A 19,383-nucleotide genomic window follows, 5' to 3' on the forward strand; every position below is an offset into this window, starting at 1 on the left:
ATATGAGCCCATCATACCTATACTATATATAATAACAATTTTTCGACATTAAATATAGTACAAATTGCTTTATATAATATATATTTTTAATAGTTTTAAATTAATTTATACTGGTTAATGCAGAATTTCGCATTGTTTATACAATGTTCATCATAATTATTATACAAATAGTGCATAAGCTTAGAAAAAAGGATATAATAAAAGAGCTTATAACCAATTGTATTGTAAATAAAAATAAAATAAATAAATATGAAAGTAGTGAATTGAATGGAACAAGATTCGAAAAAATTTTTAAAGAGCTTATTTGGATTTTCAGTTGGCCCCATAGTGGCTGCTGTTTTGGCATTTATTACGGTACCTGTTACAACTTACTTTGTTTCGCCTGATGACTTTGGAAAAGCAGCTATGTATACTATGGGTTATACTTTAAGTTCAATGTTTGTTTTTTTAGGATTAGATCAAGCTTTTGTAAGAGAATATAGCGAGAGTGAAAATAAAAATAATTTATTCTGGAATTCTTTGATTTTCCCCTTAATCTTCTCTATTATATTGGCTTTTCTTTATGTGATTTTTTATAAACAGACATCCATGCTAATGTTTGATAGCGTAGAAAAGTATATAATAATTATATTAGCACTATCCTTACCTTTTGCAATAATAGATCGATTTAATTTACTGGTATTAAGAATGGAAGAAAAAGCTAAAGTATATTCTTTTTTTAATATCTTAAATAAACTATTAAATATAGTGGTATTAATTCCATATTTAATATTTATTGATAGTAGTTTTAAAGGCATCATAAATGCAACTTTTATAAGTTTGATTATAATCTGTGTAGTAGAAAGCTATTTTGTAAAACATGTTTGGAAAGTTAAATTTACACTTGATAAAAAATTGCTTGTAAAATTATTCAAATATGGTATACCTCTAGTACCAGCGACAGTAATTGGTTGGTTATTTAGTTCTATGGATAGGATTGCACTTAGGCAATGGTCTACATTTAATGAAATTGGAATCTATTCAGCTGCTTTTAAAATAGTAGCCGTTTTAGGAATTATACAAAGTGCATTTTGTACATTTTGGGTTCCCACAGCATTAAGGTGGCATAAAGAAAAAGTTTCAAATGATAAATATGTTCAAGTTAGTGACACAATTTTAGCAGCAATGGTTGTTGTATTTTCATTTATTGTACTCTTTAAAGATGTAATAATAAGATTACTTTCTTCAAATTATATTACCGCTGCAAAAAGTGTTCCGTTTTTATTGCTTTTCCCAATTATGTACACAATATCTGAAACTACAACTTTAGGAATTTCTTTTTCTAGAAAAACATATTTTAATATAATAATATCCTTAGTTGCTGCATTAAGTAACTATGTAGGGAATTTATTATTAGTTCCTAAACTTGGATCAGTTGGAGCATCTATATCAACAGGAATTTCTTATATAATATTTTTCTGGATGAGAACACTAATATCCCGAAGATTATGGTTTAAGTTTGATTTAAAATTATATTTATATAATACAATTTTAATGATAATACTCTCATTCTGCAGCATTACAATTAATAATGTATTTATTAATTTAGTTATTGTATTACTTCTTCTATTTGTAAATAGAGTTTGTCTTTTAAACATAATTAATGTAGTTAAATCATTTATATCTAGTAAATTTGGCAAGAAAATATAGTAAAACCTTTAATACCGTTTGCTCCAGCAGGAAGTTTGTCATTCACTAAAAAAAAGCACCTGTAATTCAAACACTTTTTTTAAGTGTACATCCGACATACATAAAAACCGGCCACATCGTGGATAATATCCCCATGATTGGGCCGGTTTTAGTTTAAGCACTCCTCTTTCTTTTCAGTGCTAGCATCGCATTCCACAATGTAAAAAGTCATATATTTTTTATATCCGCTTATTTGATTCATATAATTCTTTAATATCATTTCTTCTTAAATCTCGATTGCATCGCTCGCTTTACAACATCAAAAAAACTTAACGAATTAACCATATGATTTGGCTCAACATATTTTCGAATAGCACGAAGTACTTTTTTGGGTTCTTTAGAAGAAAAAATATAGTTACCATTTTTCTTCGTTTGGATCGCATATCGTGGAATCCACTTTCCTTTTAGCAATACGGACGCAATGACATTTTCAACATCTTCCCAAGGAATTTGAATATATTTGCGAGAATCACGAGAATTATAAAACTCAAAACCTTTGTCGCCGATCATAATTTTCCCATATTCAGTAAAACCCGTTAAGGCTGTTGCCTCAATTACTAGATCCACCTTTGTATTGAGTGATTGAACCATACTATTTACCTCTCTTCTATTATATGTTTTTTATTAATTTCTATTAATTATTTTACTTATTGCCTATAATTTATAATATACCTTCTTAAGATGAAATAATCAAGTGGTGCAAGGCACAACCGTCAAAAACAGTTTTACTAAACATAAAATTAAATCATATCCTGAGGAGATGCAATATTAACATACAATCTGAAACTCCCACGCATAAATGCATGGGGTTCTTAAGTACTAAATAACTTTCTTTAATGCTCTCAGTAATAAAAAAACCCAGGCTAAAAGCCCAGGCTCGAGTTGAAATATTACATTAAACCGATTAAGTGGAAACCAATCCCGACTGCGAATAGTCCAAAAATAATTGCAATTGGAGATATTTTCTTCTTAAGCAACCACATACAAAGTAATGTAAGTCCTAATCCTGCAATTCCAGGAATTAAAGAATCCAAGTTATTTTGTAGTGTTGTAACCTTATCAGAAGTTAATGACAAACCACTTCCTTGTTGTAGCAGTGCTTGTTTAATACCTTCTGCTCCAGCAGGAATTTTGGTCCAATCAATGAATGCACCCTTAGCTAACTTAACGGTTGATACTATAGGTGTAAATGAAACGGATACCCATCGGTTAACTAATGATCCCAAAATGAACATACCAAGGATGGATGCTCCTTTTGTAACATCTTGTAGTAAATTACCTGATACGTCATCGGTAATACGAGAGCCTGCTTTGTAACCAAATTCTTGTGTATACCACGTAAATGACATACGGATAGCATTCCAAGCGAGGAAAAAGATAATTGGTCCAAGTATGTTACCAGCCATAGCAAGCGCGCCAGCTAATGCCCCTAAAATTGGCCTAACAGTAAACCAGAAAACTGGATCACCTACGCCCGCTAAAGGTCCCATCATACCAACTTTAACACCTTGAATAGTTATGTCATCGATTGGCAAACCATTTGCACGGTCTTCCTCTAAGGCTAATGTTACACCAATGACTGGTGAAGCTACATATGGGTGAGTGTTAAAGAACTCCAAGTGACGTTTGAGTGCAGCTGCACGATCTTCTTTAGTCTTATATAATTTTTTGATTGCGGGAATTAATGCGTATGCCCAGCCACCGTTTTGCATTCTTTCGTAGTTCCAAGAACCTTGAAGGAAAGTTGAACGCCACCAAACAGAAATACGATCTTTTTTTGTTAATGTTATTTTATTTGCCATTTTCGTGTCCTCTCCCTTCTTAGTAAGTGTCTATAATATCGCCTAATGGATCACCAGTATTTGAGCTTCCACCATTACCTGAGCCGCCTTGTTTAGTAAGCTTCAAGTAAATAAGAGCCACACATACACCGATTGCCCCTAGTCCGATAAGTGTAATTTGTGAAATAGTTGCAAGTACAAAACCAATTGCAAAGAATGGCCATACTTCTTTTGTAGCCATCATGTTGATTACCATTGCATAACCAACAGCTACCACCATTCCACCACCGATTGCGAGTCCACCTGTTAACCAAGTAGGCATAAGGTTAAGTGCTCTACTAATCGGACCAGCACCAACTGCTAAGATAAGAGCTGCTGGAATTGCAATACGTACACCTTGCATACAAATAGCAATGATATGCCACATTTCAACTTTTCTGAAATCTCCTTGCTTAGCAGCAGCATCCATGAAATGTACAAACACTGTAGCAATCGTACGACAAAGAATTGTTAATAATAACCCTGCAACTGCTAGAGGAACAGCAATAGCATAAGCTGCTGGAACTCCTGCGGTGCCTTGGCCACCAAGAACTAGAATAATTGCAGATGCAACAGATGCAAGCGCTGTATCTGGTGCTACGGCAGCGCCTATGTTTGCCCAACCTAGAGCAATCATTTGAAGAGTACCACCTAAGATTAGGCATGGCAATAAGTTACCTGTAACTAAGCCGATTAACGTACAAGCAATTACTGGTTGGTGGAATTGGAATTGATCCAAGATACCTTCCATACCAGCTAGAAATGCCACTAAAACGACTAATATGATTTGAACAACATTTAGATCCATGATTATTAATCCTCCTTTTTTATCTAACTCGTTAGATTATTTTAGTTTATTTAATTCCGCTTGTGCTTTTTTAAGAATTTCGGCCATATTTCCTTTTGAATCATTTGGAACTTTACGAACATCAAAAGTAAGTCCAGCTTGTTTAAGCTTATCGAAGGTATCAATATCGTCTTGATTGAAAGCAAGTACTTTATTTGGTTGAACTTTACCTATAGCATGAGCCATAGATCCAACATTAATTGTCTTCAGTGGTACTCCACCTTCTACCACTCTAAGTACATCTTGTGGATTTTCAAAAAGAAGCAATGCACGTTGTCCGCCAAACTGTTGATCATTTTTTGCAAGTTTAATCATTTGTTTAATTGGAATAACGTGAGCCTTAACACCCGGTGGAGCAGCTTGCGTAATCAATTTACTACGAAGCTCATCTTTGGATACTGCATCTGACACCACAATAATACGGGTCGGTAACACACTTTTTGACCAAGCAGTCGCAACTTGACCATGCAGTAAACGGGAATCAATACGAGCTAAAACATATTCAAATGATCCAGGTGTACCTAAATTCGCTTGCCCTGCGGTCGCCTCTGAAGATTTACCAACATCTTCTGGTTCTAATTCTTCAGGCTTAACTTTAACTCCTTGTTTAGCTGGTTTTAAGATATAAGCCGCAAGTTCCTGTGCGGATTCCATTGAAGAACGTGAAGCATAAGCTTCAATAACCATTGGTAGATTCATACCAGCTACGATAGCCCATTTGTCTTTGTGTTCTTCAAATAGACCATTAGCTTGGTTGAACGGAGTGCCGCCCCAAAGATCAACTAAGAATAAAACCTCATCTTGGTTGTCAAAGGATGCGATTGCATCTTTCATTTTTGCTTTAAGATCATCAGGGCCTTCACTAGGCATCAACGTAACAGCTTGCACGTTTTCTTGTTCTCCAAAAATCATCGCGCCAGATTGCAAGATGCCTTTAGCAAATTCTCCGTGACTAGCAAGAATAATTCCTACCATCTTTTATACCTCCTATTTTTTTATTTATTACAGTAAAATTTATATAAAAGTTTTGAAAAACCTGTAACCAAAATTAATAATTATGAAATATTTCAATCTTATAGTTTTGACATTAAATCTACTTTTGAATCTGAAGAAATTTTTCTTATTTCTAATTCAATGCCTTTTTCATTTAATTTTTTGAAGGCTTCAACATCTGTATCATCTACTGATATTACACTAGTTATTTGTTTCTTTCCCGCTTTAAATGACATACCACCAATATTTACACTCTTTATGGCTACTCCACCTTCAACCATTCTTAAAACATCAGTTGGATTAGTGAATAAAAATAGCACTCTATCATCTTGGTATTTCGGAATATTATAAGCTCTTATTGCCTCATCAATTCCTACAACACTTGATTTAACTCCTGGAGGTGCAACTTGCTCTAAAAGTGTCTTTCTAATTGGATCCTTTATTACATCATCATTACATACTAGTATCCTTTGACATTTTGTGTATTTTGACCAAATTGTTGCTACTTGACCATGTATTAATCTGTCATCAATTCTTGCAAGCACTATATTCATTATAAATTACCCCCCTTATCAGCAATTTCACCTAAGTTGTCACATTTATATATAGCAATTGCCGTGCCAAAATAGTGTATTATTTTTTTGAGTTTGTGTTAAATCTTTTAAAATGGCCATTTTTTACTTAAAATTCTTTTTCATTTTTTTATATTGATACACTTATTATATAGTTTTAATACTAATTTTAATTTTTCGCTAATGAAAAAGTGTATCAAAAGAGAAGTGTATCAGTATATTATTCTTCAAGTTCCTTGTTTTATTCTGCAAGTTCATTGTATTGTTCTGTAAAAATTTCGCAAATATAATATATTTCGTCCTCTGTTAGTCTAATATTAAGTGCTTCTTTAAATTTGAGAGCAGCTTCCTCAACATATTTTAAGACTATAGCATCTATTTCACCACTGTCTCCACCATAAATGAGTGTTTCCTTTATTACCATTCTCTCTAAGGCACAACCTACATGGATCATCAATTTAATTTTAAAGGAGTTAATAAAATTCTTATCCATTTCTTTTTCTAATACACTTATAAAATTCATTAATACACTAATAATCTTATGTGGATTTAGGAATGTTAAAAATTCAGTTAAGCTATCTTCGCAAAGTTCTTTAACCACTATATTTTCTTCTTTTATATCTGTAGGTATATTATTCTTTTGTATTATGTCAATAATACGTTTTTCACCATCACCGCCAATAAGTTTCTCTATTGATATAAATGGTGCATCTATTTTGGGGTCCATAATCCCTACCGTTACTAAAATAGTGTATTGATTCATTAATTCCTTTAACTCAGCTTTAATATTTGTTACACCTATTGGGATAATGATTATTTCATCTCTTGTTATATTAATTACTATGTTATTAACTAATTCTTTAAGTTTTTTCGCGGTACCTTCACCTGTAGAACAAATGGTTATTATAGCTTTATTCTTTTGATGCACTAAGTCTCTTGAATCTTTACTATAAGTACCATATCCCTTAAAGTCTTTTAAAGAATCATATAAAGTGTCTAAATCCATATCAAGCATATTTGCCTTTCTAACTGCTTCAAGTACTAATGGTGTTGATGTCATATCAACAGTTTTTACTCTTATACCTGTTTTTTCAGTTATAATAGAATCGAAGCTTGTTAATGATCCCATGTCCACAAGCAGTAGTACTCCCCGTCCCATATCAATTTCATTTACCTTTTCTATTATATCATTAAGCACCCTTTGTGGGCCTACATCAAGGGGCATATCTACACTCTCTACAACTCCTTCTCCTAAGAGTTTCTTTGCAACATTAACCATTGAGCTGGCCGTACTACTGCCATGTAGAGCCACTATCACAGCTACTCTTTGATTGTTTTGTTCTTCTTGCACTGAGCTAATAAGAAGTGTTAAGTAAATCACCTCCATATCAGGTACTACTATATTATATTTTTTCTCAATAAGATCTTTTATTTTAAGTGATATTTTAAATTCTTGTTGTTTATCATTAATTGTATTCTTTATATTGGTATATTTTAGACTTCTTCTACTCTCTATCCTTTTTAAGAATGCACTGATGTGAAGGCTAAAAGCATATAGAAATCTTTCACTAAACTTTCTGTTTAACTCTACTTCTACAAGCACTTTAACTTCCTCCGCAAATTGAAGTGTATCCTCATTTACTAACTTCAGTATCTTTTCTCTATCTTGAGCAATATTCTTTCCCTTTTTATAAAAGCATTTAAGGTGAATATTGATATCCGTTGTTATAAATTTTTTTATATATTCGTCATCTGCACCTTCATCTTTTAAAATAGCTGCCTTGTCTTCAATTATTTTATATAAATTAAAGGTTGGCTCAGAGGAATCTTCTTCTATGAGAACCCTAAAACCCTGTGGCATCACTACCATCTGATTATCGAAGTATTGGGATAGCTCCTCCTCCTCCATTTTCTTGCTACTTAATGAAAATATGCCATTTTTTATATCTGATGGTAAAGATTTAAAATCTATCTCAATGAAATCTTTATTATTTATGCTATTTAAAAAACCATTAGCACAGACTAATTGTATATTAGATTTCATCTGACCAATATTTCCATAGGAAGCACTTCCTATAATTGCCTTTACAGCTTCCCCCTCTACCTTTATTTGCTTGTTTACTCTATGAGCTTCATTTGCTAGGAGAAATTTTACTATATCTAACTTATCTTTGCCAGGCCGTTCTTCTAAATTAGGGAGGGATATAACTATAGGAATTCTTCTTACAAAGGTCTTTAAAAGTGAAGATGCAGGATCCTCTGTGGTTGCTCCTATAATACGTACAGTAGATTTTCTGTTTCTTTCTGTTTCGCCGAGTTTACCGTAAGTTCCCGTATCTATGAAATAAAATATCATTTCCTGTCCTTCAGGCGGAAGTCTATGAATTTCATCAAGGAATAGTATCCCACCATTAGCCTTGGCTACAAGGCCTTCTTTTTCAGAATCCGCTCCTGTAAATGCACCTTTTATATGACCAAACATATGTGATAATAGAAGTTGGGGATTATTATAATAGTCTGCACAATTAAATAACACAAAGGGAGACCTTTCTTCTAATCTTTTAACATACACAGCATATTTATACATCATATTAGCAAACAGTGTTTTACCCACACCTGTAGGTCCTACTATAAGTGTGTTAAGCCCATTAGGTGGGTAAAGAACGGCTGCTTTAGCTTGCTCAATATGTGTTCTTAAACTGGTATTATATCCTATAAGGCTATCAAAAGGGTTCTTTTCTGCCTCTTCTGTTTTATCATCAGCTATGAATTTATTAAAATTTTCTACTTCTAAAGGACCAGTTTGCAGCTTAAATCCTAAAAGTTTCTCTACTATTTCTCTATCCAAAAATAGTACTGGCCTACCTTTTATCTTTATTATCTTGTCAGCTCTAAGCAGATTGTTTAGCTCAAGACTTACATTGTTTCTCATCATATCGAGGCTTTCTGCTATTACCCCCGCACTAAACCCTCGCCCTGCCTTAATATCTTTTAGAAGATATTCTTTAGATTGCTGGGCCATGTAACTATATATCTTATCGATTCTTTTCATAAGTTCCACCTCGTTTATACATTAAATTATTTTTTCATATGCTCTAACTACTATAATACACTATTTAATACACTTTTAGATAGTGTATCATTTTTATATATTTTCTACTTCTTTCCTTTTACTACATCGTTAACTAATTTTCTAATAGTGAAAAAGACACTGTGAAGTATATTAGAAAAGGATAAATATATTTGATTCATATATTTATCCTCTTTTTAAATTGTCATTCTATTCTTTGAAAAAATGTAAATTTCAGCAATCATCAACAACACAATTGATACTATCACAGTTGTAATCACTTCCATGTATTGGTTAGAAAATCCGGATGGGGATACGTGTTTAATCAAAATACCTGCATATGCCCATATGAGAACAAATCCATAGGCGATATCTCTATTTTTAAGTATTGTAGTAATTCCAATAATTAACCCCACAGATATAATAATTACTGTCCAAATAGGTTCTGATATTCCCAATCCATCCCAACCTAAACTCACGAGAAGAGTGGTTACATTAGCGATTGTCGCCACAGTAATCCATCCAAAGTAAATACTAAAGGGAAACTTTATAAAGAATTTCTCTTTAAATGAAAGGTTCTCTCTTTTTATAATCTGATTAATGATAATTAAACACACAAGGATAACAACCATTAACAAGGTTGACAATAGAATGTAGCGGTAGTGCCATGAAAATATCCATATTGAATTTGCAATGGAGGAAATTGAAAAATACACTCCAATTTTTTCTAATAAATCTACTGAACTTTTACTTTTGTTATTTTGAAATAAACCAGCTTGATAAATTGTATAAGCTGCTAGTTCAAAGTAAATAAGACCCCATATAGCAAAGGTTATACCTGCTGGTGCAAATAGATTCTTATAAAAATCAGATACTCCCCCTGTTGTTTGTCCATTAATTGGTAGAATATTAGCCAGCGCATTTATTGCAACCATTACTATGAAAGTAACCCCTACAAAAACTTTAATAGATATCTTTGTTTTATTTTCCCTCATTTTTTCAACTCCTTTTACTTTTCTTTAAGCATTAGACTTTAAATCATTTAAAATATTATTGAATTTATCCGGTTCAATATTATAAGTAATACACATGCCATCAAAGTATAATGTATATGCGAAAAAATCTGGATCTGCATTGAATATAAACTTAACATCAAATTCTTGTGCTTTTAAAGTAGGTCCTCTAGCTCCTTTTAAAATATCAAATACTATATCTATATAAACGCCTGGATTACCACCTTGAATAAGAAATTTAAGTCCATCTGAATTAAAAGAGCAGTTGAATATCTCTACATTAAAAGTAAAATAAGGACTTTTATTTGAAGAATTACCCTTATCCTGCTTAATAAATATTCGCCCTTTCTCTTCTAATATCTTCTTGTTTAAAACTTTAAAATCGTGTAGTGTAATCTTTTTTTCAATGAAGTTAGATAGCATTTTTATTCCCCCTCATATAAATCTGTGTAAGTAATTAACTTCTAGTCGTTCCTATATATACTTAACTTTATATATTAATATAATATATCTACTTCTACAAATATCTCGAAATACCTTCCAAATTGTATGTATATATACAAAAAGCACCAGAAATATTTTCTGATGCATTTTATATTAGTAAGGCTGTTTTTAATGCAAAACGCTTTCTGCAATTGTAAGTATGCAGCTATCCGCATCTAGCAGCACTTCTGCTCCAAGAGGAATTGTAATTTTAGGACTGCAATGGCCTGCCATGAAATTATATATGGTAGGTTTTTTAGCTTTCAAGATAATATCATTAAATACCTCCATCAACGTATGATCAAAGTCCTCATATTGCGGCAAACAATTTGTGAAATTCCCTAAAATTATGCCCACACAATCTTCAAGTTTACCTGAAAGCCTAAGCTGAGTAAGCATCCTATCTACAGAGTAAGTAAATTCATCTACATCTTCTAAAAATAGAATTTTCCCCAAAGTATCTATTTCATAAGGAGTTCCAATTGTGGATGCAATTAGCGATAGATTTCCACCTACTATTTTCCCACTGGCCACTCCAGGTACCATTGATTTAATTTCAAAGCCTATTGGATTATCAATCTCACCTAAAGGGTTAATCGAGGTTATTGCATTTAAATAGCTTTTCTTTGAGAATTCATCAAAATCCCCTAGCATATCTGATGCAGCCATAGGCCCATGAAAAGTAATTAGGTCACATTTTTGATTTAACACTATATGAATTGCAGTTATATCACTATAACCTATAAAAATCTTAGGATTTTCTTTAATCATATCATAGTCTAGCTTGTCAAGAATTCTTGGAGTACCGTACCCACCTTTTAAGCAGAAAACTGCATCAATAGTGTTATCCTCAAACATTCTATTTATATCTTTAGCTCGCAATTCATCACTGCCTGACAGATATCCATACTTTTTACCACAGCTTTCCCCTATCACTACAATAAAGCCTTGCTCCTCCAGAACACTAATGGACTTTTCTAGTCCATCAGCCTGCCTCAAAGCACTTGATGGTGCCACAAGTCCTATTGTATCTCCTATTTTTAATGCTTTTGGTTTAATCATTACAAAATGCTCCTTTCTAAGGACTCATTAACAAGCACAAAGTGATCAGCTTCCACTTCAACCCAAGTGTTCTTATAATTATTAGAGTCATCAGGCCTCGGATCATAAACTTCTATAACTCTTTTTCTTTCGATTCTAGGGTCGGGTATTGGAATTGCAGAAAGCAATGCACGAGTATACGGATGAACAGGATTATTAAATAATTTTTCTGTTTCCGCAAGTTCCACTATTTTACCTTTGTGAATTATGGCTAATCTATCTGTAGTGAAACGTACTACTGATAAATCGTGGGAAATAAGCAAATAAGTTAACCCTTTTTCCTTTTGCAGATTAGATAATAAATTTAAAACCTGAGCACGAATAGATACATCTAAAGCAGAAATAGGCTCATCTGCAATAATAAGCTCAGGGTCCATAACTAAGGCTCTAGATATGCCAATACGTTGCCGTTGACCTCCAGAAAATTCATGAGGAAATCTACTTGAAAATTCAGGAAGAAGACCTACATCAAGTAGTGCTTTTTCTACTTTGACTTTCCTCTCTTCTTCATTTTTAAAGTTCTTTAAGTTATATAAACCCTCTGATACTATATAATCTACTTTAGCTCTTTCGTTTAATGAGGCCATGGGATCTTGAAATATCATTTGAATCTTTCTAGTTACCTCTTTATCCAGCTCCCGACTAATCTTACCATTGATTTTTTTCCCTTTAAAAAATATTTCGCCCCCAGCTGTCTCGTTAATTCTAGCTATAGCCCTACCAATAGTAGTTTTACCAGAACCAGATTCTCCCACAAGCCCAAAAGTTTCACCTTTATATATATTGAAGCTAACATCATCAACAGCTGTATATGCTTTTTTCTTTTTTCCAAACCTAACACTGAGATTTTTCACCTCTAATAAAATTTCCTTGGATTTGTCCCTCATATTAATCACTCCCCCACTTCTCTAATAGCACTTTAAGTGCTTCAGGTGGTTCTACACTTGGCGATCTAGGATCCAATAGCCAGGTTTTAGCTTTATGAGTAGGACTTATCGTAAAATATGGTGGTCTTAAAACAAAATCTATTTTTAATGCCTTAGGGTTACGTGATGCAAAGGCATCCCCTTTGATTTCATTAAATAAATTTGGCGGTGTGCCCTTGATAGAATATAGTGGTTCCCCCTTTACCCCAAGCTGTGGAAGGGAGGACAATAATGCCCATGTATATGGATGTTTTGCATTATAAAAAATTTCTTCTGCGCATCCAATCTCTACTATATCGCCACCATACATAACTGCAATTCTATCCGCAACTTTCGCAACCACACCCAAATCATGGGTTATATAAATAATTGATAGTTTATATTTGTTTTGCAAATTCTTTAGGAGTTGAAGTATTTGAGCTTGAATTGTGACATCGAGTGCTGTGGTAGGTTCATCGCAGATAAGTATTTTAGGAAGACAAGCAATAGCAATAGCAATAACTACTCTTTGCCTCATTCCACCTGAGAATTCATGTGGAAATTGATTATACCTAACCTCAGGGCTAGATATTCCAACATCTTTTAGTATGTCTAGCACAATATTCTTAGCTATTTTACCTCTAAGACCTTGATGAAGTTCCACCGCTTCTACAATTTGTTTTCCAATAGTTTTAAGAGGATTAAGTGCAGTCATAGGATCTTGAAATACCATTGCGATTTCTTTTCCACGAATTTTAAGCCAAGGCTTTTCACTTTTGAATTTACCTATGTCCTCGTTTTTATACATAATACTTCCGGAATCAACCCATCCATTCCCATCAAGCAGTCCTATAAATGACTTAGCAAAAACTGATTTTCCAGAACCAGACTCACCAACTATAGCTAGGCTCTCTCCTTGATATAGATCTAAAGAGGCTTCTCTAATAGCAGTTAGTGTACGCCCCCTTAAACTAAACTTAATAATTAAATTTACAACTGATAAAACTATTTTTTTATCCTTATAAATTTCAGAAGTATAATCTTCTACTATATTCTCATCAATATTTTTTAACTTAACTTCCATTTTGAACCTCCTTGTTTCTAGTAGGAATATGATATATTAATTTTGATTCGAATTTTAAGGAAGTTGCCTCTAAACGTGATTTCTAGGATCAGAAGCATCTGCAAAAGTATTACCAATTACATAGAAAGATATAGTAATAACTGAAAGGACTACTGCTGGAAAAATTAGTTGATATCTTAAAGAAGGAACCATCATTATAATTCTTCCCTCATTTATAAGATTTCCAAGTGAAGGTGTGTTTAAAGGCAGCCCTAGGCCAATGTAGGTTAGAAACACTTCGGCTCCTATAGCCATTGGAATAGCTAGTGCTAATTGAAGCATAATTACTGAAACTAAATACGGAAGTAAATTTTTTGTAATAATTCTACTTATAGGAGTCCCCAGACACCTTGAAGCTAAATTATATTCTCTATCACGAATTATAATTATTTGGTTACGTACAAATCTAGCCATACCTAACCAATTTGTAAGACACATAGCAACCACCAAAGTGAGAATACTAGGCCTCAAAATGTAGGCCAATAACACCATAATAATTGTATTCGGAATATTGTCCAGTACATTATAAATCTCTGTTATGATCCCATCTAATGCTCGAACGTAACCCCATAAGCATCCAACCGTTATTCCAATAATTCCTTGCCATACTCCCACTAATATTCCTATTAAAAGTGAGGTCCTGGTTCCACTCCATATTCGAGACCAAAGGTCCTGCCCTATAGAATTAGTACCAAACAAGAACTCACTATCTGGTGCTTGATTTCTTAGTTGAATGCCGGTATTCACGTTATTATAGATCATAGTAGGTGATTTCTGATTTGGTAAATATGGCTGTACCACCGTATAAGTAATTAAAACTGTTATTATAATCAGTAGGGTTGTAGCCACTTTATTTTTTAAAAACACTTGGAAAGTAGATTGCCAATAGGAATAATTAGAGTACCCAGTCCTCTCTGCCCCACTCTCATCATAGTTTGCAAAATCAAAGAGTGAAGGGTCAATGTCATTTAGTCTCTTATCGAATTTCGTATTACTCATCTAGTGCCTCCTTGCTTATCTAGATTAATACGTGGATCAAAACCCGCCATAAGCATGTCTCCTAGAAAAAGACTAATAATACCAACCGAAGCATATATTAAAACTAATGCTTGAACTATAGGATTATCCTGTCTTTGAATAGTATCAACAAGTAATCCGCCAGTACCTGGTATTGAGTATAGCGATTCAATATATATAGATCCTACTAAAGTATATAAGATAGATGCTGGTAAATACTGAGCCATAGGAACAAATGCATTTCTAAGTACATGTTTTTTCATTATAACTTTATTACTAAGTCCCTTAGCTCTAGCAAGTTTTATATAATCCTTATTTAATTCATCTACCATATAACGTCTCATCCACATTGCATATCCAGCAGTTGGTCCAAGCGACATAGATAAAACAGGAAGTATAAAGCTTAATGGGTTACCTTTATCAAATAGTATTGGAAGTTTAAATATATCTGTCACATAAAGCTGCAAAAAAAGATAATAAACCGCAGCTGGTACCGCATTTATAAATACAATATATCCATTGCCTAACTTGTCCCAAAATTTATTTTTGCTTCTAGCCATTAATATTCCAGAGCTAATGCCTGATACAAGAGCAATTGCCAGAGCTCCTAGCCCAAAATATAAGGAGTAGAAAATTTTAGAATTAATAATTTCAGTAACTGCAACTTTAGGCCTATATGTAATGGAAGTGCCTAAATCACCTTTAGCTAAACCCTTGTAAAAATTTCCGAGTTGATGGTACCAAGGGTCCCTTAATCCCAAATTCGTCAAGATTGATTCTCTTTGTACTAAATCCAATTTTTCATAACCCTGCCCAAAATATCCTTCTTCCGGCATTAACCTCATGAATAAAAAAACAATTGTAATTACAATAAAAAGTGTGACTATAGATTTTCCCAATCTTTTTAACGAATATTTTAACAATCGCTTCCACCCCCCATTTATCCTTTAATAATATGTAATTAGCAAGGATGTTAAAATAACCATCCTTGCTAATATTTTTGTTTATTTTGCAGTGGCAGCTACCTTAAGTGCTGTAGCTCGTCCTGTTTGCCAAGTTTCAAACCCACTTTTATACGTCTCTGTATTCATTGCTTTATCCATAATCTTTTGCCCTTTAAATTTATTCGCAGAAACTCCAAATGGTGAATAAGGTGATGTAAATGGCTCTAACCGTGTAGCTATAAAACCACCACCACCTAAACTATAAGGTATAACAAGAGCTTCATCAATTAAGAATTGTTCTGCCTCTGAAAATAACTTATAACGTTTTTCAGTATTTAAAACTTCTGCCTTTGCAGCATTAACCATATTCTCATATTTGCCCTTACCACTCGCATCTTTATATTCAGTAGCTAAATTGATGAACCCATAATTACTTTCTGAGGTAAATGGATCTGTATAAGTTTGTGGATCTGCATAATCTGGTCCCCAGTTACATTCCATAAGCGAATAATTGCCAGCACGTCTTGTTGCATTTAAGAATCCAGTAGGTGGATATGGCAATATAATTATATCAATGTAATCTGCTCCTAGTAGCTTCTCCATTTGCTGTTCTATTACCTGTGCCCTATTAGTCCAGTCTGAAGAAGCCGTACTATATGGCATCACTATTTTTACTGGGAATGTAACTTTCCCTTTTAGTTCTTCCATTGCTTTAGTTTTAAAGTCTTTGGCCTTAACACTATCAAAGTTGCTTTTAGCGGAAGTGGCTGCAAGTGTTCCTAACGCAGTATAATCTACACCCTTTATATCTATGAAATTTTTAGGTGTAATTGTATTACTTAATCTTCTTTCTGGTTCATAAGGTTCTGCAGTCATCATGGCTGCTTTTTTATCTAAGGCACTAAAAAGTGACTTACGGAAATTCGAATTATTAACAGCTAATTTCCAATTTTTAGGTTCATACTTTGCATCGAATTTTGGTTGAAAATTGAAAGCATAAAAATATGAATAGAATGTAGTTGCAATAGGTCGTACTGTTTCTTTTTTAGTCACATCCTTCATCCATTCATCAATGGATGACGTAGGAATTATAGCATCAGTAATTTGTCCCCTTGAAAATAATTCTGGTGAAAGTGTAGTTGCTTCCTTATTATAGCTATAAGTTAATTTCTTAATAAACACATTCTCTTTATCCCAATAATTTTCATTTGCAACAAACACTCTAGAATTTTGTGGTTCAAAGGTTTGCAAAAGATAGGCACCATTATATAGTAAATTCTTATTGTCTGTACCAAACTTAGCTCCAACTTCTCCTAAAAATTTTCCGTTAATTGGCATGAAACAAACATAAGTAAGCATTGATAAAAAGTAAGGTTTAATTGATTCTAAGGTATACTCTAATACATATTTACTCTTTGCCTTAACACCAACCTCCGAAAAATCTTTTACTTCTCCCTTATAATACTTTTCTCCATTTTTCAGAGCACTATAAGCAATATTAGCTGTTTCTGAATTATTTTTTTTATCAAGTACATATTTCATTGAATCTACAAAATCTTGAGCCTCTACCTGCGCATATTCTTTTCCATCATTAGTTACCCATTTAACACCTTCACGCAAATTAAATGTCCAAATAAGTCCATCACTAGATACACTCCAATCTTTTGCCAAAGAAGGTTTTACTACACCATATTTATCATAGTCTACTAAACAATCCACTAAATTCGCTGCTGCCGCAAATTCATTTTCGCTAGCCGTAACTAAATAATTTAGTGTAGTAAGTTCTCCAGAGTATACAGTAGAATACTCTTGCTTAACCTCTGTAGTGCTTGTCTTTGTATCTGCTTTTTTACACCCGGATAGCATTGAAATACTTAACATAGCGGTAAGCATTAATGAAATACCTTTTTTCATTTTTTTCCCCCTTTATTTTTAATAGTGTACCAGATTTAATCTTTTCGATATAGACTTATACAATAATGGACTTTAATGGCTTTTAATTACAAATAGTATTCTTTCTAACATTATAAACATTATCTACACTTAAATCAATATGATTTTTGCAAATTTGATAATCTTTATAAGCATTCCTTCATTTTTTGTCAAATTCTGAATATAAGGTTTAGAAAAATACTAAACTCACAAATAACATTAGCTGCTCATTACATAATAAAAAGTTCAAATTCTACATCAGTAATTTTATATTCACTATAGTTACAGTCTTCAAAATGCCACCATTCAGTATCGATTGTAATAAATTCATATTTTTCCATAATGCCAGTTAAAAAATTAATATTTTTCAATTCTTCTTCACTCATGCCTTCATAATTTCTGCAAGCCTTATCAGAGAAATCATCAAAATTCGAAGGCATTTTAAGTTCTTTTCCAAACTCATTAACGAGAGTTATATCAACCGCAGTACCAGAGCTATGTCTCGATCCCTTCTTGTTAGGATTTGCAATAAATCTTTCATCGAAAACAAGATCCCAAAATATCTTTTGTACATACATTGGCCTATAAGCATCCCATATCTTTATTCTATATCCCAGTTTTTTAAATTCAGCATTGGCATTTATTAATTTTAATGCTGTTTCTCTCTGGAGAACACATACATTTACTGGATATACTACGGTTTTAGTAAAATTATCTGTTGTTGCATATTTTAAATCAAAAATAAAACTACTATCCATATCAGATACATTAACCAGATTATTTACTTCCCTAAAATATTTAATGGTCATTACAAATAATTCCTGTTATTATCTTCATTTTGTGCACTCCCCGAAATTAAGTATTCATAAGAAATTCTAGAAACTTTTCCTATTATATCTCTTGCATAATTATCACCAGTAGCATCAAAAGTCAGCATGATAAAAATATAATTTTTCCGCTTTGTATATACTATGCCCACATCGTGATTTATATTAGTAAGGTTCCCAGTTTTGTGAGCTATAATAATTTTCTCATCAAGGTTAACCCTCATCATAGAATTGTCCAGTTGCATTTTCATTATATCAAGCATTATGTCGCTGTAATTCACATTAACTAACTGCCCTTTGTTCATAAGTTCTAAAAGATTAGCCACATCGCGTGCCGTAGTATAATTATCTATTCCTAATTTTCTAGAATCCAAATCCATCATTTTTCTTTTTAAAATGGTATCCTTAAAGCCTAGCTCCCCAATAAATTCATTTATCTTTTCTATTCCTATCATTTGTATAAGTTGATTTGTTGCAGTATTGTCACTTTGAATTATCATCAGTGTAATAAGGTCGCGAATTGTATAAGTATTCTTATCATCAAGAAGATATATAATGCTGTAGGGAACCCTCTCCTTCTCATTAATAGAGATTCTATCATTTAAATTCAGCTCACCATTTTTCACAAGTTGAAAAGTCTTTGCCATAATAAACAATTTTATTATGGAGGCTGAAGGTACCACTTCTCTATCATTTATAGAGCAAATTTTATCAGATTTTAAATCCTTAATTATAATAGAATATTTTAGGTTTTTGTCTTTCATAAAGTCTAAGATCATACTTTTTAACACAGTGTCACCTCCATAAAATTACTTATTTATAGTTTATATTATTGAAATAACTACATCAATATTAAGAAATTAATTAATTCACAAATATCTTAAAAATATTATATCACAAATTTTAACAATATTTACAACTTATACTCCGCACAATATATTATAAAATCCCTATATTTAATTTTAGGGTATTTTTTACTTGTATTTTCAACAATACTACAAACTTTTA

Annotated in this window: 17 protein-coding genes; 1 reads left to right on the forward strand and 16 read right to left on the reverse strand. The window is 32.6% G+C overall.

Annotation, left to right across the window (positions count from 1 at the left end):
- Positions 1 to 267: 267 nt before the first annotated feature.
- Positions 268 to 1,689 carry a lipopolysaccharide biosynthesis protein gene (locus KPL51_RS19640; RefSeq protein WP_216165402.1) on the forward strand — a complete coding sequence of 474 codons (1,422 nt, stop codon included), beginning with the start codon at positions 268 to 270 and terminating at the stop codon, positions 1,687 to 1,689.
- A gap of 255 nt (positions 1,690 to 1,944) precedes the next feature.
- Here KPL51_RS19640 and KPL51_RS19645 read toward each other — a convergent pair whose 3' ends face one another.
- The 16 genes from KPL51_RS19645 to KPL51_RS19720 all read right to left on the reverse strand — a co-directional run bounded on the left by KPL51_RS19645 (position 1,945) and on the right by KPL51_RS19720 (position 19,166).
- Positions 1,945 to 2,319 (reverse strand): DUF956 family protein, encoded by a 375-nt coding sequence (locus KPL51_RS19645; RefSeq protein WP_216165405.1) that lies wholly within the window; start codon positions 2,317 to 2,319, stop codon positions 1,945 to 1,947.
- Positions 2,320 to 2,618: 299 nt separating this feature from the next.
- Complete coding sequence (locus KPL51_RS19650; RefSeq protein ID WP_216165408.1) at positions 2,619 to 3,530, reverse strand: PTS system mannose/fructose/sorbose family transporter subunit IID; 912 nt, start codon at positions 3,528 to 3,530, stop codon at positions 2,619 to 2,621.
- A gap of 19 nt (positions 3,531 to 3,549) precedes the next feature.
- On the reverse strand, positions 3,550 to 4,356 hold the full coding sequence (locus KPL51_RS19655) for a PTS mannose/fructose/sorbose transporter subunit IIC (protein ID WP_216165411.1): 807 nt from the start codon (positions 4,354 to 4,356) through the stop codon (positions 3,550 to 3,552).
- Between the two features lie 36 nt (positions 4,357 to 4,392).
- Positions 4,393 to 5,370 (reverse strand): mannose/fructose/sorbose PTS transporter subunit IIA, encoded by a 978-nt coding sequence (locus tag KPL51_RS19660; RefSeq protein ID WP_216165414.1) that lies wholly within the window; start codon positions 5,368 to 5,370, stop codon positions 4,393 to 4,395.
- Between the two features lie 98 nt (positions 5,371 to 5,468).
- The gene (locus tag KPL51_RS19665; RefSeq protein WP_216165417.1) at positions 5,469 to 5,942 is read right to left on the reverse strand and encodes a mannose/fructose/sorbose PTS transporter subunit IIB; all 474 of its coding nucleotides are present in this window, start codon (positions 5,940 to 5,942) and stop codon (positions 5,469 to 5,471) included.
- A gap of 259 nt (positions 5,943 to 6,201) precedes the next feature.
- Positions 6,202 to 9,012 carry a sigma-54-dependent transcriptional regulator gene (locus KPL51_RS19670; RefSeq protein WP_216165420.1) on the reverse strand — a complete coding sequence of 937 codons (2,811 nt, stop codon included), beginning with the start codon at positions 9,010 to 9,012 and terminating at the stop codon, positions 6,202 to 6,204.
- Between the two features lie 215 nt (positions 9,013 to 9,227).
- Complete coding sequence (locus tag KPL51_RS19675) at positions 9,228 to 10,025, reverse strand: TspO-related membrane protein (RefSeq protein ID WP_216165422.1); 798 nt, start codon at positions 10,023 to 10,025, stop codon at positions 9,228 to 9,230.
- A 24-nt stretch (positions 10,026 to 10,049) separates the two neighbouring features.
- Positions 10,050 to 10,466, reverse strand: a complete 417-nt coding sequence (locus KPL51_RS19680; RefSeq protein ID WP_216165425.1) for a hypothetical protein — start codon at positions 10,464 to 10,466, stop codon at positions 10,050 to 10,052.
- Positions 10,467 to 10,655: 189 nt separating this feature from the next.
- On the reverse strand, positions 10,656 to 11,588 hold the full coding sequence (locus KPL51_RS19685) for a S66 peptidase family protein (protein ID WP_216165427.1): 933 nt from the start codon (positions 11,586 to 11,588) through the stop codon (positions 10,656 to 10,658).
- Entirely contained in the window at positions 11,588 to 12,514 is a 927-nt protein-coding gene (locus tag KPL51_RS19690; RefSeq protein ID WP_216165430.1) for an ATP-binding cassette domain-containing protein, read from the reverse strand. The genes KPL51_RS19685 and KPL51_RS19690 overlap by 1 nt, the downstream gene beginning before the upstream one ends.
- Before the next feature lies 1 nt (position 12,515).
- Positions 12,516 to 13,616 carry an ABC transporter ATP-binding protein gene (locus KPL51_RS19695; RefSeq protein ID WP_216165432.1) on the reverse strand — a complete coding sequence of 367 codons (1,101 nt, stop codon included), beginning with the start codon at positions 13,614 to 13,616 and terminating at the stop codon, positions 12,516 to 12,518.
- A gap of 69 nt (positions 13,617 to 13,685) precedes the next feature.
- Positions 13,686 to 14,654 (reverse strand): ABC transporter permease, encoded by a 969-nt coding sequence (locus KPL51_RS19700; protein ID WP_216165435.1) that lies wholly within the window; start codon positions 14,652 to 14,654, stop codon positions 13,686 to 13,688.
- A complete protein-coding gene (locus KPL51_RS19705; protein ID WP_216165438.1) occupies positions 14,651 to 15,595 on the reverse strand; it encodes an ABC transporter permease in 945 nt (314 codons plus the stop codon). The genes KPL51_RS19700 and KPL51_RS19705 overlap by 4 nt, the downstream gene beginning before the upstream one ends.
- Before the next feature lie 81 nt (positions 15,596 to 15,676).
- On the reverse strand, positions 15,677 to 17,530 hold the full coding sequence (locus KPL51_RS19710) for a peptide ABC transporter substrate-binding protein (protein ID WP_216165442.1): 1,854 nt from the start codon (positions 17,528 to 17,530) through the stop codon (positions 15,677 to 15,679).
- Between the two features lie 248 nt (positions 17,531 to 17,778).
- Positions 17,779 to 18,357 (reverse strand): M15 family metallopeptidase, encoded by a 579-nt coding sequence (locus KPL51_RS19715; RefSeq protein WP_216165446.1) that lies wholly within the window; start codon positions 18,355 to 18,357, stop codon positions 17,779 to 17,781.
- Positions 18,357 to 19,166, reverse strand: a complete 810-nt coding sequence (locus KPL51_RS19720) for a serine hydrolase (protein WP_216165449.1) — start codon at positions 19,164 to 19,166, stop codon at positions 18,357 to 18,359. The genes KPL51_RS19715 and KPL51_RS19720 overlap by 1 nt, the downstream gene beginning before the upstream one ends.
- Positions 19,167 to 19,383: the final 217 nt, after the last annotated feature.

The organism is Clostridium bowmanii (assembly GCF_018861315.1).
GTDB lineage: Bacteria > Bacillota > Clostridia > Clostridiales > Clostridiaceae > Clostridium_AD > Clostridium_AD bowmanii.

What these genes read in the sequence shown, in the direction of transcription:
- KPL51_RS19690 (WP_216165430.1), bottom strand. Translation starts at nt 12,514, where the DNA reads ATGAGGGACAAATCCAAGGAAATTTTATTAGAGGTGAAAAATCTCAGT.
- KPL51_RS19685 (WP_216165427.1), bottom strand. Translation starts at nt 11,588, where the DNA reads ATGATTAAACCAAAAGCATTAAAAATAGGAGATACAATAGGACTTGTG.
- KPL51_RS19700 (WP_216165435.1), bottom strand. Translation starts at nt 14,654, where the DNA reads ATGAGTAATACGAAATTCGATAAGAGACTAAATGACATTGACCCTTCA.
- KPL51_RS19715 (WP_216165446.1), bottom strand. Translation starts at nt 18,357, where the DNA reads ATGACCATTAAATATTTTAGGGAAGTAAATAATCTGGTTAATGTATCT.
- KPL51_RS19660 (WP_216165414.1), bottom strand. Translation starts at nt 5,370, where the DNA reads ATGGTAGGAATTATTCTTGCTAGTCACGGAGAATTTGCTAAAGGCATC.
- KPL51_RS19680 (WP_216165425.1), bottom strand. Translation starts at nt 10,466, where the DNA reads ATGCTATCTAACTTCATTGAAAAAAAGATTACACTACACGATTTTAAA.
- KPL51_RS19675 (WP_216165422.1), bottom strand. Translation starts at nt 10,025, where the DNA reads ATGAGGGAAAATAAAACAAAGATATCTATTAAAGTTTTTGTAGGGGTT.
- KPL51_RS19645 (WP_216165405.1), bottom strand. Translation starts at nt 2,319, where the DNA reads ATGGTTCAATCACTCAATACAAAGGTGGATCTAGTAATTGAGGCAACA.
- KPL51_RS19670 (WP_216165420.1), bottom strand. Translation starts at nt 9,012, where the DNA reads ATGAAAAGAATCGATAAGATATATAGTTACATGGCCCAGCAATCTAAA.
- KPL51_RS19650 (WP_216165408.1), bottom strand. Translation starts at nt 3,530, where the DNA reads ATGGCAAATAAAATAACATTAACAAAAAAAGATCGTATTTCTGTTTGG.
- KPL51_RS19710 (WP_216165442.1), bottom strand. Translation starts at nt 17,530, where the DNA reads ATGAAAAAAGGTATTTCATTAATGCTTACCGCTATGTTAAGTATTTCA.
- KPL51_RS19640 (WP_216165402.1), top strand. Translation starts at nt 268, where the DNA reads ATGGAACAAGATTCGAAAAAATTTTTAAAGAGCTTATTTGGATTTTCA.
- KPL51_RS19695 (WP_216165432.1), bottom strand. Translation starts at nt 13,616, where the DNA reads ATGGAAGTTAAGTTAAAAAATATTGATGAGAATATAGTAGAAGATTAT.
- KPL51_RS19655 (WP_216165411.1), bottom strand. Translation starts at nt 4,356, where the DNA reads ATGGATCTAAATGTTGTTCAAATCATATTAGTCGTTTTAGTGGCATTT.
- KPL51_RS19665 (WP_216165417.1), bottom strand. Translation starts at nt 5,942, where the DNA reads ATGAATATAGTGCTTGCAAGAATTGATGACAGATTAATACATGGTCAA.